This window comes from Streptomyces sp. NPDC079167 (assembly GCF_040686735.1).
Classification (GTDB): domain Bacteria; phylum Actinomycetota; class Actinomycetes; order Streptomycetales; family Streptomycetaceae; genus Streptomyces.
On record NZ_JBFBLO010000008.1, the window covers coordinates 139,122 to 152,830 of the forward strand.

Sequence of the window (13,709 nt, forward strand, 5' to 3'; positions counted from 1 at the left end):
GCCCGGTCCCCGGGGCGCCGGCATCCGGTGCGCGGCCGGCCGGGGTCACAGGCACCCGGACGGGGGTTCGCAAGTGTGCATACCGGGCATATCGTGTTAATAGGGCGTGATGAGTGGGTGCGGTGACGCATCCGGGAGTCAGGGGGCCGTGATGGTCCAGGTTCTGTTGACCGTGCTGGTGGTCGTGCTCGCGGGCGGCCTGCTCTACGGGATGGCCGCGGCCCGGGTGGTCAAGCAGTACGAGCGAGGTGTCGTGCTCCGGCTCGGACGGCTCCACGACGCGGTGCGGCCTCCGGGCTTCACCATGATCGTCCCGGGCGTCGACCGGCTCCGCAAGGTGAACATGCAGATCGTGACGATGCCCGTGCCCGCCCAGGACGGCATCACGCGCGACAACGTCACGGTGCGGGTGGACGCCGTCATCTACTTCAAAGTGGTGGACCCGGCGAGCGCCGTGATCCAGGTGGAGGACTACCGGTTCGCTGTCTCCCAGATGGCGCAGACCTCACTCCGGTCGATCATCGGCAAGAGCGACCTGGACGATCTGCTGTCCGACCGCGAGAAGCTGAACCAGGGTCTTGAACTGATGATCGACAGCCCCGCGGTGGGCTGGGGTGTGCAGATCGACCGGGTCGAGATCAAGGACGTGTCGCTGCCGGAGACGATGAAGCGGTCCATGGCCCGGCAGGCCGAGGCAGACCGTGAGCGGCGCGCGCGGGTCATCAACGCCGACGCGGAACTGCAGGCGTCGAAGAAGCTCGCCCAGGCGGCGCAGCAGATGTCGACCCAGCCGGCGGCCCTGCAACTGCGGCTGCTGCAGACGGTGGTCGCGGTCGCGGCCGAGAAGAACTCCACGCTGGTCCTGCCCTTCCCGGTGGAGCTCCTCCGCTTCCTGGAACGCGCACAGCAGGGCCAGGAGCAGCCGCCCGTGCCCGCCGCGCAGCCGGCCCCGGAGCAGCCGTCGGACCCCTCGGCCGCCGCGCAGCCGGCCCCCGGGCAGCCGTCGGACCCCGCCGTCGAGGACCTGCCCGCCATGGATCTTTCGGTCACGGAGCAGACCTTCACGGACCGGCCGCTTCCGGACGCACCGCTCACAGACGCCGTCCCGGAGCCCGACGGGGTGCCGGAGTCCGCCCCGGAGGTGCTGCCGGAGTTCGATCCGAAGGAGGCGTCCGGCCGCTCCCGGACCAGGCCCTTCAGCCGTCACTGACGGGGCTGTCCGCCCGCCCCGTCAGTGGGAACACGGCCCGGGCGGGCACTGTCACACCTCCCGCCTAGACTCGCCAGGACAGGAGAAGCGGACCCGGGCAGGGAGGGGGCGGTGGGCATGACGCGGCAGGCGCAGGACGTCACGGCCGACCGGCTGCTGCGGTGCGCAGCCGTCTTCCTGCCTTCGGCGCTGCCCCGGGAGGGCCGGATCGCCTTCTGGGACCCGGACGGAGCCGTCGGCCTCCCGGGTCCCGGCGCGGTGCCGTCCGCCGCCGGGCCCACGTGCACCGCCACCGAGCTCACGGTCGTCGTCAGGCACGGCACGGACGGAGCCCGGACCCGCACCGTGCCCGCCGTCGAGCTGCCCGTCGGGGACGCGGTGCCCCTGCTCGCGCGCGCCAGGCACCGCGCCGCGGCCCACCCCGCCACCCGCGCGTGGGGAGCGGCGGCCCTGCACGCCCTCACCCTCGTGGCGCGCGGCAGGCTCCTGCCCGGACTGACCGCCGACGACCACGACGCCTGGCGGGCCGGCCCGCGCGACGCCGAGGACATCGCCCATCTCAGGGCCGTCGCCGCCTCGATGCCGCCCGAAGGGCACGCCGTTCCGCTGGACGGCTCGCCCCTGCGCGTTCCCGAACCCCGTGCACTGCTCGGCGCCTTCCTCGACGCCGTCGCCGACACCCTGCCCCGGACGCCCGCCGCAGCCCACGCGATGGGAGCGCCGTTCGCCGCCCCGGGAGGACAGCACCTGCCGGACGCCCGCGCCTGGGCCGTCGAGGTGGCCGCCGGCCTCGACGCGGGGGTGCGCGTCTCGCTCCGCCTCGACCTCTCCTCGTACGACCTCTTCGACTCCTCCGGGGAGGACACCGGGGACGAGGAGACGTCCCGCACCCCGGCCGCCACGCGTCATGCCGCCGCCGCCATCACCCAGGTGCACAGCCTGGCCGATCCGACGTACGTCACCGACGCGGCCACGCTGTGGAGCGGCGGGGCGGGCGAGCCCTTCGGACCGCGGGCCCGGATCGACGCCGTGCTCGCGCTGCGCCGCGCCGCCCGCGTCTGGCCACCGCTGGAGAGGCTGCTGGACCAGCCCGTCCCCGATGTCCTCGCCGTCAGCGAGGACGAGCTCTACGAGCTGATCGGGGCGGCCGGGGCACGGCTCGCGGCGGCAGGGGTGGCGCTCCACTGGCCCCGGGAGCTCGCCCGCTCGCTCACAGCGGCGGCCGTCGTGCGCCCCGCGCCGGGGTCCGCCACCGACGGCACCTCCTTCTTCGACGCCGAGCAGCTCTTCGCGTTCAACTGGCAGCTCTCCCTGGGCGACGACCGGCTCACCGAGGCCGAGATGGACACCCTGGCCGAGGCGCACCGGCCGGTGGTGCGGCTGCGCGACCAGTGGGTCGTCGTGGACCCCGCGCTCGTCCGCAAGGCACGTAAGCGGGAGCTCGGACTCCTGGACCCGGTGGACGCGCTCGCCGTCGCCCTCACGGGCAGCGCCGAGGTCGACGGCGAACAGGTCGAGGCCGTGCCGGCCGGTGCCCTCGCCGCGCTCCGCACGCGCATCCTGGACGAGGACGCCACCCTCCCGGCGCCGCCCGGTCTCGACGCGACCCTGCGCGACTACCAACTCCGCGGCCTGGCCTGGCTGGACCGCATGACCTCGCTCGGCCTGGGCGGCTGCCTCGCCGACGACATGGGCCTCGGCAAGACGATCACCGTCATCGCGCTCCATCTGCACCGCGCGCACGCCGCCCCCACCCTGGTGGTCTGCCCCGCCTCCCTCCTCGGCAACTGGCACCGCGAGATCAACCGCTTCGCACCCGGCGTCCCCGTGCGCCGCTTCCACGGCACCGACCGCACCCTAGGCAGCTCCGACGGCGGCTTCGTCCTCACGACCTACGGCACGATGCGTTCCAGCGCGGAGCAGCTCGCCGCGCACACCTGGGGGCTGGTCGTCGCCGACGAGGCGCAGCACGTGAAGAACCCGCACTCCTCGACCGCCAGGGCACTGCGCACCATTCCCGCCCCGGCCCGCGTCGCCCTGACCGGCACCCCCGTCGAGAACAACCTCTCCGAGCTTTGGGCGCTGCTCGACTGGACCACCCCGGGGCTGCTCGGCCCGCTCAAGGCCTTCCGCTCCCGGCACGCCAGGATCGTCGAGAACACCGGTACCGCCGCCGGCCTGGGCAACGAGGAGGCCGTCGAGCGGCTCTCCCGGCTGGTCCGGCCCTTCCTGCTGCGCCGCAAGAAGTCCGACCCGGGCATCGCGCCCGAGCTTCCGCCCAAGACCGAGACCGACCACCCGGTCTTCCTCACCCGGGAACAGGCCACGCTCTACGAGGCGGCCGTCCGCGAGACGATGGCGCTCATCGAGCAGTCGGAGGGCATCGCCCGCCGCGGCCTGATCATGAAGCTCCTGGGCTCGCTCAAGCAGATCTGCAACCACCCCGCGCAGTATCTGAAGGAGGAGCCGACCCGGCTCACAGGGCGCTCGGGCAAGCTCGCCCTGCTCGACGAGCTCCTCGACACCATCCTCTCCGAGGACGGCTCCGTCCTGATCTTCACCCAGTACGTGTCGATGGCCAGGCTCCTCGCCGCCCACCTCGCCTCCCGCGCCATCCCCTCCCAGCTGCTGCACGGCGGCACGCCGGTGCCCGAGCGGGAGCGGATGGTGGACGGTTTCCAGTCCGGCGAGGTCCCCGTCTTCCTGCTCTCCCTCAAGGCGGCGGGCACCGGACTCAACCTCACCCGCGCCGCCCACGTCATCCACTACGACCGGTGGTGGAACCCGGCGGTCGAGGAGCAGGCCACCGACCGTGCGTACCGCATCGGCCAGACCCAGCCCGTGCAGGTGCACCGGCTGATCGCCGAGGGCACCGTCGAGGACCGGATCAGCGAGCTGCTCCTGTCCAAGCGGGCCCTGGCAGACGCGGTGCTCGGTTCCGGCGAGGCAGCCCTGACCGAGCTCAGCGACCGTGACCTGGCCGACCTGGTCTCGCTCCGGAGGACGTCATGAGCCCCGGTGGGAGCCCCGCGGCCCGCCCGGGCCCCGACGATCTGCGGCGCACCTTCGAAGCGGTGCCCGCCCGCGCCTCCGAAGGGCCCTTCGCGGAGAGCTGGTGGGGCCGCGCCTGGGTGGACGCCCTGCAGTCCCTGTCGATGGACGAGGGCCGTCTCGCCCGCGGCCGTACGTACGCCGACGGAGGTCATGTCGCCGCGGTCACCGTCACCCCGGGCCGGGTCATCGCGTACGTCCACGGCAGCCGCCCCCGCCCCTACCGCGCGGAGCTGCGCCTGCGTACGTTCTCGGCGTCCGACTGGGACACCTTCCTGGACGCCGTCGCGGCAAGGCCCGGGCATCTGTCCGCGCTCCTGGACAAGGAGATGCCGCACTCCCTGGTCGACACGGCGGGCGAGACCGGAATCCGGCTGCTGCCGACCGCCGGCGATCTGGACCCGGACTGCTCCTGCCCCGACCGGGGCTGGCCCTGCAAGCACGTGGCCGCGCTCTGCTTCCAGACGGCACGGCTGCTGGACAGCGACCCGTTCGTCCTCCTGCTGATGCGCGGCCGGGGCGAGCGCGAGCTTCTCGAAGAGCTGGGCCGGCGCAACGCCGAGCACTCCGCGCGTGAACGCCCCGAGGCCCCGGCCATACCCTCGGTCGCGGCCCATGAAGCCCTCGCCGACCGCTTCCTGCCACCGCTGCCCGTACCCCTGCCCGTGCCGCTCCATCCGGGGGAGCCACCGTCCTACCCGGAGCTGCCCGGCGCGCGTGACCCGCTCGGCCTCGACCACCTCGCCTCGGACGCGGCGGCCCGCGCCCATGCGATGCTCACCACCGGTCAGGACCCGCTCGCCGGGCTCAGCACCTGGCAGGACGCCGTCCGGATCGCCGCCTCCCGCCCCACCGCCGGGCTCACCGCCACGACCCGCGCCCTCTATCGCGAGCTGGCCTTCGCCACCGGCCGCAGCACGACCGACCTGGCCCGGGCCGTCGCCGCGTGGCGGCAGGGCGGCGCGGAGGGGCTGGAGGTGCTGGAAACCCCGTGGGACCCGCCGGCCGGCCCGTTCGACCGGGCGCGGCCCGCCCTCGCCGCGGCTGATCACCCGCGCTTCCAGCCCTGGCGCAACCACCTGACCAACGCCGGCGGCACCCTCCAGCTCCGCTTCGGCCACGACAGCCGCTGGTACGGCTACGAGTCCGAGCCGGGCGAGGACGACTGGTGGCCCCGCGCCACGCCGGACCCCGACCCGGTCGCCGCCCTCACGGCCCTGCGGGGCTGAGGCCACGGCAGCCGCCTCCGCATCCGGCGGCGGAACGGTGGTGAACACGGGGAGGACGGGGTCCGCCCGGACTAGGGTCGGTGGGTGACGCGTCGACGCATCGTCGCGTCAACGACCGACAGGGGGCGGACATGGCCGGTAAACCGGTATCGGGCGCAGTGACGTGGGGGCTGTTCGCCGCTTGGGCGGTCCACGACGCGGAGGAACTGGTCACCATGGCCCGGTGGGCCGCGACGGCCCGGCCCCGTCTCCAGGAGCGTTTCCCCCGGGTGCCGGACACGGTGTGGCGGCGGATGGACCTCTCGCAGCGCGAGGTGAACACCGCCATCGGCCTCATGGGCGGGGTGGTCGCGGCGGCTTCGGCAGCCGGTGCGCGCACGGGAGGCCGCAGCCGCTTCTTCGGGACCGTCCTGTTCGGGTTCGGGCTGCACGGAGCGGTCCACCTCGCGCAGTCCGCCGCTTACCGCGGCTACACCCCGGGTGTCGTCACCGCCCCGCTGGTCGTCATCCCGTACTCCGTCTGGGCCGTGCGACGGCTCGCGGCGGCCGGTGCGCCCGTCGGGGGAGGACGTTCGGCCGCCGTGGGCCTGGCCCTGTTCCCGGTCGTCGCCGGCGGGGTGCAGGGCCTCGCCCGTCTGCTGAGCAGGCGCTGAGCGGGGGAGGGGCGTCCGGCCATCAGAAGTCGGAGTACGGCCATCGAAGTCGGCGTGGCACGCGAAGTCGGCGTACGGCCCTCGGAAGTCGCCGGCGGTGCGTTCGTCGACCCGGGCCACCGACTCCTGGGCGCAGGCCGTGGTGAGCGTTCACGCGCCTGTCGGCTCAGCGCCGGGGAGGGAGACCCCACGACCCGCGAAGAAGCGCTCGAAGACGGGCAGAGGAAGGCCGGCCGCGCGGGTCGCGGCCGTGGTCCCCGACGGGTTGTGGAAGTGGACACCGGACCCGTCCGCCGTCCGGGCGGTCACCAGCACCAGATGGCCGCCGCGCCCGGGAACCGGCCGCTCCGGGTGCCGGATCCCGTAGTGCACGGAGGCCATCACCCTCCGGCCCTCGTCCAGCAGCTCCAGGACGCCGGTGGGGGAGAGGTGCCGGTGGACGACCGCGTCGAGGCCGTGGACCTCGGACACGTACCGGGCGAAGGGGGCGTAGACCAGCCCCTTGATCACCCCGTCGGCGTCCTCCGTGTACGCGTCGTACTGCAACGCCCCGTCCCGCAGGGCGAACAGGGGCGGCGCACCGGTGCCGAGTGCCATGCGCAGACAGGCCATACCGCACAGATGGCCTGCCCAGCGCGCGTACTCGGAGGCCGACGCGGCGCCCGAGTCCGCCCAGCGGGGGTCCCCGGCCGGATCGAGCCCGCCTTCCACGATCGCCTCCACCAGGCCGGGTGAGGCGAACTGGGTGTGCACGGGCGTACGGCAGGTCGCACAGGTCACTGACGGTATCCGTTCAGGAAGCGGCCGATGCGGCTGATCGCGGCGTCCAGGTCGTCGGCGTGCGGGAGGGTGAGGATGCGGAAGTGGTCCGGGCGCGGCCAGTTGAAGCCGGTGCCCTGCACCACCTGGATCTTCTCCCGCAGCAGCAGGTCCAGGACGAACCGTTCGTCGTCGACGATGTGGTGGACCTTCGGGTCGATGCGCGGGAAGGCGTACAGCGCGCCCTTCGGCTTCACGCACGACACCCCGGGGATCTCGTTGAGCCGCTCCCAGGCCCGGTCACGCTGCTCGTGGAGCCTGCCGCCCGGGGCGACGAGTTCCCGGATCGACTGCCGGCCGCCGAGCGCGGCCTGGATCGCGTACTGCGCGGGGGCGTTGGGGCAGAGCCGCATGGAGGCGAGCATGGTCAGCCCCTCCAGATAGCTGCGGGCGTGCTGCTGCGGGCCCGACACCACCATCCAGCCGGAGCGGAACCCCGCCACACGGTAGGTCTTGGAGAGCCCGCTGAAGGTGAGGCAGAGCAGGTCGGGAGCCAGCACCGCCACGCTGTGGTGCTCGGCACCGTCGTACAGGATCTGGTCGTAGATCTCGTCGGCGAACACCATCAGCCCGTGCCGGCGCGCCAGGTCCAGCATGCCGTCGAGGACTTCGCGGGAGTAGACGGCGCCGGTCGGGTTGTTCGGGTTGATGATCACCATGGCCCGGGTGCGGTCGGTGATCTTCGAGGCCATGTCGGCGAGGTCAGGGTTCCAGTCCGCGCCCTCGTCGCAGGTGTAGTGCACGGCCCTGCCGCCCGCGAGTGTGGTGACGGCGGTCCACAGCGGATAGTCGGGGCTCGGGATCAGGATCTCGTCGCCGTCCTCCAGGAGCCCCTGCACGGCCATGGAGATCAGCTCGGAGACCCCGTTGCCGAGGAAGATGTCGTCCACGTCGACATCGGTCAGCCCCATCGCCTGATAGCGCTGCGCGACGGCCCGGCGCGCGGACAGGATGCCGCGCGAGTCGGTGTAACCGTGCGCCTGGGGGAGCATCCGGATCATGTCCTGGACGATCTCCTCAGGGGCCTCGAACCCGAACAGCGCCGGATTGCCCGTGTTGAGGCGGAGCACGCTGTGACCCGCCTCCTCCAGGGCGTTGGCCTGCTCGATGACCGGGCCCCGGATCTCGTAGCAGACCTCGTTGAGCTTGCTGGACTGCCGGAACTCCATGCGGTGCCTCCCCGACCCTGAATATGCGTTACTTGGTTTTACCAAGCTCGGGCTTGGAAAGTCCAACAACATGTCTAGACTGCGTCGCATGCCACGTCAGCAGCAGCCCGCACGTCCCGCCCGCCGCCGGAGCTACGACCAGTTCTGCGCCACCGCCCGTGCCCTCGACTCCGTCGGCGACCGGTGGACCCTGCTGATCGTCCGTGAACTGCTGGCCGGGCCCCGCCGCTACACGGATCTGCACGCCGATCTGCCGGGAGTGAGCACGGATGTGCTGGCCTCCCGGCTCAAGGACATGGAGCAGAGCGGCCTGGCCGTGCGCCGCCGTCTGCCACCCCCGGCAGCCGTCGCCGTCTACGAACTGACCGAGCACGGACGCGGACTGCTCCCGGTCCTCACCGCGCTCGCCGGCTGGGGCGCGCCCGCGCTCGGCGAACGCCAACCCACGGACGCGGTCAGGGCCCACTGGTTCGCCCTGCCGCTGCTGCGCGCCCTGGACGGCCTCACTCACGGCGGGGTCATCGAAGTCAGGCTCGCCGAAGGTGAGTTCCACATCCGTGCCGGTGCGGACGCGACGGCAGGCCAGGCGTACGGATACGGCCCCGCCGACGCCCCGGACGCCTGCCTCGTACTGAACGCGGAGGCCGTCCTGGCCATCGGGCGCGGTGGGAGCACCCTGGCCGAGGCCGTCAAGGAGGGCCGTGCGGAAGTCCTGGGCGAGGGCCCGCTCGCCGCCGAGCTCCGTGGCGGCGGCTGACCGCTCCGCCCGTGCCGACGGACCAACTTGCACGTAGCGTGAGCGTGTTCGATGCGCCCGGATGCTGAGGGAGTCGGTCATGGAGTTCGACGGCACGGTCGGTGCGAAGAAGCGGACGACCCTGCGCAAGGTGATGCTCGTCGGGGTCTGCGTCGCGGCGCTCGGCCTTCTTCCTGCGGCGGCGGTCGCGACACCGGGCAGCGGTGTGAGCGGCACGGTCGTCGCCGAGGGCACGTCCGAGGGCGGGCTCGAGGTGCGGGCCCCCGAGGGGCGCACGGATGTGACCTTCCGGGAGATCACGGTCGCGCCGGGCGGCTCCACCGGCTGGCACACCCATCGCGGAGAGCTGATCGCCGTCGTCAGGTCCGGGACGCTGACGCGTACCCTCCACGACTGCTCGGTCGAGGTGACACCGGCGGGTACGTCGTTCATCGAACCGTCCGGAGCCGGCCACCGGCACATCGGGCGCAACCTCGGCGCGGAACCCGTCGTGCTGTGGGTGACCTACCTGCTTCCCGAGGGCAGTGAACTCTCCGACGACGCCGGCGCGGTGGACTGCCCGGCCGCGGGATGAGGGCGGCGGGGACGCCCGCCCGGCAGCGGCCGCCCCGCACACCCCGCGCCGCCCCTCAGACGGCCGCCGTCTCCCCGTACGCTCCGAAACCGGAGACGACCAGTCCGTCCCGGAAGGTCAGCACCTCGTACACCCGGCCGCCGATCTGGTTGCGGTAGTCGATCACCAGCGCGTCGACGCCCGCCCGCACGTCCATCACCTCGAACTCCAGGTCGGGGATCTTCTCCAGCCCGGCGGCCCAGTACGCGCGGAGCGCCGCCTTGCCGTGCAGTGTCCCGGCCGGGGAGCCCGTCAGCCGGGCGATCATCGGTGAACTGAAGGTCACGTCCTCGTGGTAATGGGCGAGGATGCGGTCCAGGTCGTGGGAGTTCCAGTCGTCCTGCCACCGGGACGCGAACCGACGGGCGTGTGCGAGATCCATACCGGGCATCATGCGACAGGGCCGCGCACGGGCGTGACCCAGGTCCGGCCGCACGGCCCGCGGTCAGAAGACCGCGCCCGCCACCGCCGCGCCGGCGAAGGAGAGCCCGACCCCCGCCCCGACGCTGAATCAGCAGACAGGCCCCGGCCGGCCCCAGCCTCCGGGCCGAACTCAGGGTCAGCAGCTCGTACGAGAAGGTCGACCAGGTCGACAGCGCGCCGCAGAAGCCGGTGGCCAGCAGGACACCGGCACCACGTGCACGCCCGGCCCGTTCGACGTCGCCCGGCTGCTCCGATCGACGGACTCACCACCCACACGTTCCACAGCGAGGGCGCGGGCGGCGGTCACGCTCCCGACAACATGCGCGTGGCGGGTGAACCGAACGTCCGGCCGTCCTCGACCACCCCGACGCTGCCGTACCCAGAGACTCGGTGGACGAGCTGCCGGACATGGTCATGGTCTGCCACCGGCTCAGCCACGACATCCCCGAGGGCGTCTCCTCGCCGACAGCCGCCTCCGGCACGTGACGAATAACGACGAGGAACTCGTCCGGAAGATCACCGACCTGCTGCGGGCCAGGGGCGCACGGCTCTGACCGGTCGCGGGGCGAAGATGGAGGGGTGCGATTCGAACCGATCACCTGGGAACGGCTGGCCGAAGCCCTTGGCGAGCACGCCGACGGCACCGAACCGGCCGACGGCGGGCCCTGGCTCCGGATCGGCGTCGACGGCGCCCCGGCCGCCCGCCCCGGCGAGCAGGCCGAGCGCCTGGCCGAGGTGCTGCGGGCGCGCGGACGCCCGGTTCTCACCGTCTCCACCAGCGGCTTCCTGCGCCCGGCGAGCCTGCGCTACGAGTACGGGAAGCAGGACCCCGACTCGTACGCCGACAGCTGGTTCGACACGGGCGCGCTGTGGCGGGAGGTGTTCCGTCCGCTGGAACCGGGCGGCAGCGGATGCGTGCTGCCCGACCTCTGGGACCCGGCGACGGACCGGGCCACCCGCAGCCCGTACCAGGTCCTGCCCGAGGGCGGGGCGCTGATCCTGCACGGTCCGCTTCTCCTCGGGCACTGGTTCCCCTTCGACCTCTGCGTCCATCTGAGCCTGTCGGCGGGCGCGCTTCGGCGGCGTACCGAGGAAGGCGAGCGGTGGACCCTGCCAGCCTTCGCGCGGTACGAGGACGAGGCGGACCCGGCCGGACGCGCGGACGTCGTCGTACGGGCCGACGACCCGCACCACCCCGCCTGGACGGGCAGGCCTTGAGCCTCTCGTTCGGACCCTAGAAGAGCGGCAGCGGGAGTATCCCCTCGAGGGCCAGCAGCTGCCGCTTGGTCTCCAGGCCGCCGCCGAACCCGCCCAGCCCTCCGCCGCTCTCCACCACCCGGTGGCACGGGACCACGACCGGCAGCGGGTTGGAGCCCATGGCCGCCCCCACTGCCTGGGCGGCGCCCGGCTGGCCGACCCGGCCCGCCAGGTCCCCGTAGCCCACGACCGTCCCGTAGGGCACGCCGGAGGCCAGCTCGGTGAGCACCTCGCGGTGGAAGCCGGAGCTCAGCGACCAGTCCAGCGGGAGCGAGAAGTCCCGCAGCTCTCCGGCGAAATACGCGGCGAGCTGACGCACCGGCCCGGCCAGCAGCGCGGAGTCCGGGGCTTCCACGGGCTCCGCGCCCAGCCGGGTCCGCAGCTGCCCCAGCGCCTTGTCCCGGACCGGCGGACGGGCGTGGAAGACCACGGTCACCAGTCCGGAGCGGGTCGCGGCCAGCAGGAGCGGGCCGATGTCGCTCGGCACGACGGACCACTCCACGACCTGCTCGCTGCTCTCCATGCGACCCACCGTACGGCCGGCCACTGACAGTCCCGTCCCGTCAGCCGCTCAGCGGGTGGCGTCCCGGACGATGTCGGGGTTGTTGGTGATGATGCCGTCCACGCCGAATCCGGCCACCTCGGCGGCCTTCGCCGCGTTGTTCACGGTCCACGTGTTGACCTTCAGAGGCTTGCCGTGGGGACCCTTCAGCTTCTGCACCGCGGCGACGTAATCGGCGCCGAGCGTCGTGTACGACGGATTGATCTGGTCGGTGAACGCCGCGTACGACGGCAGATCGGCCACCGCTGGGGTGCCCAGGAAGCCGGTGACGACGTCCGGACGCTGAACATGAACAGTTTTCACACTCTCTGCACCGAAGCTCTGGATGACCAGCTTGTGCTTGACGTGGGCACGGTCGAGCCATCCCGCCTTGCGCAGGACGCGCAGGGTCTCCTTCTCGATCCCCGGGTAGATCTCGGGGCTCTTGATCTCCAGGAGCAGTTTCTGGTGGTTGCGCTCGACGCGGTGCAGGTACTGGGTGAGCGTCGGCACCCGGGCGCCCGCGAAGCCGGCGCCGAACCAGCTGCCGGCGTCCAGCTTCGCGATCTCGGCCGCGGTGAAGTCCTTGACCGCCCAGGGCGCGCGGTCGGGGAAGACCTCCTCGGCGTCCGTGGTCCTGTTCAGGGTGGTGTCGTGCACGACGACCAGCACGCCGTCCTTGGTGAGCTGGACGTCGTTCTCCACCCACGCGATGCCCAGGTCGTCGGCCGCGTCCACCGCGGCCAGGGTGTTCTCCGGGGCGTAGGCGGAAGCGCCCCGGTGGGCGTAGACGACCGGGCTGTCCTGCGCGCCCGAGGCCTGGGCCTGGGTGGCGGGCAGCAGGACGCAGGCGCCGAGCATGGCGGCGGCACCGGAAGCGGTTGCTGTGCGTACGGACACGTGGACTCCTCGCGTCGGAATGCGGTCAGGCAGAGACTCGCATCAGATGCCCAACGGAGGGGAGGAGGATGATGGCCATGTTGTGAACGGAAGGGCGGACGCCGAGTCCGCGCAGGCCCCGAAGGCGGATAAAATGCCGCTCTTATGTTTGCTTGCCGGGCCTTGCCCTTTAGGGTCACCCCCGAACCCGGGCACACCGCGAAGGGCGTACCAGCATGCAGGGCACAGTCGACGGATTCACCTACGGCCTCGTGACGCCCGTCACGGCGTTCCTCATGGCATGCCTCGGCGCCGCGCTCGGTCTCCGGTGCACCACGCGGTCCCTGCGCGCCCGGGGAGCGGCCAGGGCCGGCTGGCTCGCGCTCGGTGCCACCTCCATCGGGTCCGGCATCTGGACCATGCACTTCATCGCGATGCTGGGCTTCACCGTCCGGGAAGCGCCGGTGAGCTACGACAGGCCCCTCACCTACGCCAGCCTCGCCGTGGGCGTCGGGATGGTCGGGGTCGGCATCTTCCTGGTCGGCTACCGGGGCGCCACCCGGATGGCGCTGGTCACGGGTGGCACGATCACCGGCCTCGGGGTCGCCTCCATGCACTACCTGGGCATGGCCGGGATGAACTTCGAGGGACTGTTCGAATACGACACCCTCACCGTCGCGCTCTCCGTCGTCATCGCCGTGGTCGCCGCGACGGCCGCGCTCTGGGCCGCCGTCTCCATCCACGGCTTCCTGCCCAGCCTCGGCGCCAGCGTGGTCATGGGCGTGGCCGTGAGCGGGATGCACTACACGGGCATGGCCGCGCTCCAGGTGCACCTGCACCCCGACGCCGTACCGGCACCGACCGGCGAGGCGCCCACCTCGCTCCTCCTGCCGATGATGATCGGCCCCGGCTGCTTCCTCGTGCTCGCCGCAGTGGTGGTGATGATCGACCCCCTGGTGGTCTCCGGCGGTCCCGAAGCCCGCCGGCCGCCGGGACCGGCCGCACGCCGCGGGGGACCGGTGACCTCGATCCCGGCCCAGCGGCGGCGCACACCGCCCTACGCGGCCGCCGCACGCAAGGCGTCCCGGCAGCCGTGGAACCGCTGATC

Annotated in this window: 13 protein-coding genes and 2 pseudogenes; 9 read left to right on the forward strand and 6 right to left on the reverse strand. The window is 72.6% G+C overall.

Annotation, left to right across the window (positions count from 1 at the left end; translation table 11 throughout):
• Positions 1–151: 151 nt before the first annotated feature.
• The 4 genes from AB0P41_RS18630 to AB0P41_RS18645 all read left to right on the forward strand — a co-directional run bounded on the left by AB0P41_RS18630 (position 152) and on the right by AB0P41_RS18645 (position 6,143).
• A complete protein-coding gene (locus AB0P41_RS18630; RefSeq protein WP_365932954.1) occupies positions 152–1,210 on the forward strand; it encodes an SPFH domain-containing protein in 1,059 nt (352 codons plus the stop codon).
• 117 nt (positions 1,211–1,327) lie between these two features.
• On the forward strand, positions 1,328–4,222 hold the full coding sequence (locus tag AB0P41_RS18635) for a DEAD/DEAH box helicase (protein ID WP_365932955.1): 2,895 nt from the start codon (positions 1,328–1,330) through the stop codon (positions 4,220–4,222).
• On the forward strand, positions 4,219–5,490 hold the full coding sequence (locus AB0P41_RS18640; protein ID WP_365932957.1) for an SWIM zinc finger family protein: 1,272 nt from the start codon (positions 4,219–4,221) through the stop codon (positions 5,488–5,490). The genes AB0P41_RS18635 and AB0P41_RS18640 overlap by 4 nt, the downstream gene beginning before the upstream one ends.
• Before the next feature lie 131 nt (positions 5,491–5,621).
• Positions 5,622–6,143: an HXXEE domain-containing protein gene (locus AB0P41_RS18645; protein WP_365932958.1), complete on the forward strand. Its 522-nt coding sequence runs from the start codon at positions 5,622–5,624 to the stop codon at positions 6,141–6,143.
• 150 nt (positions 6,144–6,293) lie between these two features.
• On the opposite strand, the gene AB0P41_RS18650 is transcribed toward AB0P41_RS18645, so the two are convergent.
• Both AB0P41_RS18650 and AB0P41_RS18655 read right to left on the reverse strand, forming a co-directional pair.
• Positions 6,294–6,923, reverse strand: a complete 630-nt coding sequence (locus tag AB0P41_RS18650) for a peptidase (protein WP_365932960.1) — start codon at positions 6,921–6,923, stop codon at positions 6,294–6,296.
• A complete protein-coding gene (locus AB0P41_RS18655; protein ID WP_356712179.1) occupies positions 6,920–8,131 on the reverse strand; it encodes a pyridoxal phosphate-dependent aminotransferase in 1,212 nt (403 codons plus the stop codon). Before AB0P41_RS18655 ends, AB0P41_RS18650 begins: the two co-directional genes overlap by 4 nt.
• Before the next feature lie 70 nt (positions 8,132–8,201).
• On the opposite strand from AB0P41_RS18655, the gene AB0P41_RS18660 reads away from it, so the two are divergent.
• On the forward strand, positions 8,202–8,888 hold the full coding sequence (locus tag AB0P41_RS18660; RefSeq protein WP_365932962.1) for a helix-turn-helix domain-containing protein: 687 nt from the start codon (positions 8,202–8,204) through the stop codon (positions 8,886–8,888).
• Between the two features lie 79 nt (positions 8,889–8,967).
• Positions 8,968–9,462: a cupin domain-containing protein gene (locus AB0P41_RS18665; protein WP_365932964.1), complete on the forward strand. Its 495-nt coding sequence runs from the start codon at positions 8,968–8,970 to the stop codon at positions 9,460–9,462.
• Positions 9,463–9,517: 55 nt separating this feature from the next.
• On the opposite strand, the gene AB0P41_RS18670 is transcribed toward AB0P41_RS18665, so the two are convergent.
• Together AB0P41_RS18670 and AB0P41_RS18675 are read right to left on the reverse strand one after the other, a co-directional pair.
• A complete protein-coding gene (locus tag AB0P41_RS18670) occupies positions 9,518–9,883 on the reverse strand; it encodes a nuclear transport factor 2 family protein (protein ID WP_356712173.1) in 366 nt (121 codons plus the stop codon).
• Between the two features lie 63 nt (positions 9,884–9,946).
• Positions 9,947–10,127: pseudogene (locus AB0P41_RS18675) on the reverse strand (CrcB family protein); the annotation flags it as partial.
• A gap of 44 nt (positions 10,128–10,171) precedes the next feature.
• Between AB0P41_RS18675 and ureC the strand changes: the two are divergent.
• Together ureC and AB0P41_RS18685 are read left to right on the forward strand one after the other, a co-directional pair.
• A pseudogene (ureC, locus tag AB0P41_RS18680) lies at positions 10,172–10,403 on the forward strand (urease subunit alpha); the annotation flags it as partial.
• Positions 10,404–10,503: 100 nt separating this feature from the next.
• On the forward strand, positions 10,504–11,142 hold the full coding sequence (locus AB0P41_RS18685; RefSeq protein ID WP_365932966.1) for a uridine kinase: 639 nt from the start codon (positions 10,504–10,506) through the stop codon (positions 11,140–11,142).
• A gap of 16 nt (positions 11,143–11,158) precedes the next feature.
• Here AB0P41_RS18685 and AB0P41_RS18690 read toward each other — a convergent pair whose 3' ends face one another.
• Together AB0P41_RS18690 and AB0P41_RS18695 are read right to left on the reverse strand one after the other, a co-directional pair.
• Positions 11,159–11,704, reverse strand: coding sequence for a methylated-DNA--[protein]-cysteine S-methyltransferase (locus tag AB0P41_RS18690; protein ID WP_356712170.1), 546 nt, complete (start codon positions 11,702–11,704; stop codon positions 11,159–11,161).
• A gap of 48 nt (positions 11,705–11,752) precedes the next feature.
• A complete protein-coding gene (locus tag AB0P41_RS18695) occupies positions 11,753–12,622 on the reverse strand; it encodes a glycerophosphodiester phosphodiesterase family protein (protein ID WP_365932967.1) in 870 nt (289 codons plus the stop codon).
• 215 nt (positions 12,623–12,837) lie between these two features.
• On the opposite strand from AB0P41_RS18695, the gene AB0P41_RS18700 reads away from it, so the two are divergent.
• Positions 12,838–13,707, forward strand: coding sequence for an MHYT domain-containing protein (locus tag AB0P41_RS18700; protein WP_356712166.1), 870 nt, complete (start codon positions 12,838–12,840; stop codon positions 13,705–13,707).
• Positions 13,708–13,709 lie beyond the last annotated feature (2 nt).

Bases quoted from the DNA above. Each gene is read 5' to 3' on its own strand.
- AB0P41_RS18630 (WP_365932954.1), top strand. From the start codon at position 152: ATGGTCCAGGTTCTGTTGACCGTGCTGGTGGTCGTGCTCGCGGGCGGC.
- AB0P41_RS18635 (WP_365932955.1), top strand. From the start codon at position 1,328: ATGACGCGGCAGGCGCAGGACGTCACGGCCGACCGGCTGCTGCGGTGC.
- AB0P41_RS18640 (WP_365932957.1), top strand. From the start codon at position 4,219: ATGAGCCCCGGTGGGAGCCCCGCGGCCCGCCCGGGCCCCGACGATCTG.
- AB0P41_RS18645 (WP_365932958.1), top strand. From the start codon at position 5,622: ATGGCCGGTAAACCGGTATCGGGCGCAGTGACGTGGGGGCTGTTCGCC.
- AB0P41_RS18655 (WP_356712179.1), bottom strand. From the start codon at position 8,131: ATGGAGTTCCGGCAGTCCAGCAAGCTCAACGAGGTCTGCTACGAGATC.
- AB0P41_RS18660 (WP_365932962.1), top strand. From the start codon at position 8,202: ATGTCTAGACTGCGTCGCATGCCACGTCAGCAGCAGCCCGCACGTCCC.
- AB0P41_RS18665 (WP_365932964.1), top strand. From the start codon at position 8,968: ATGGAGTTCGACGGCACGGTCGGTGCGAAGAAGCGGACGACCCTGCGC.
- AB0P41_RS18670 (WP_356712173.1), bottom strand. From the start codon at position 9,883: ATGGATCTCGCACACGCCCGTCGGTTCGCGTCCCGGTGGCAGGACGAC.
- AB0P41_RS18690 (WP_356712170.1), bottom strand. From the start codon at position 11,704: ATGGAGAGCAGCGAGCAGGTCGTGGAGTGGTCCGTCGTGCCGAGCGAC.
- AB0P41_RS18700 (WP_356712166.1), top strand. From the start codon at position 12,838: ATGCAGGGCACAGTCGACGGATTCACCTACGGCCTCGTGACGCCCGTC.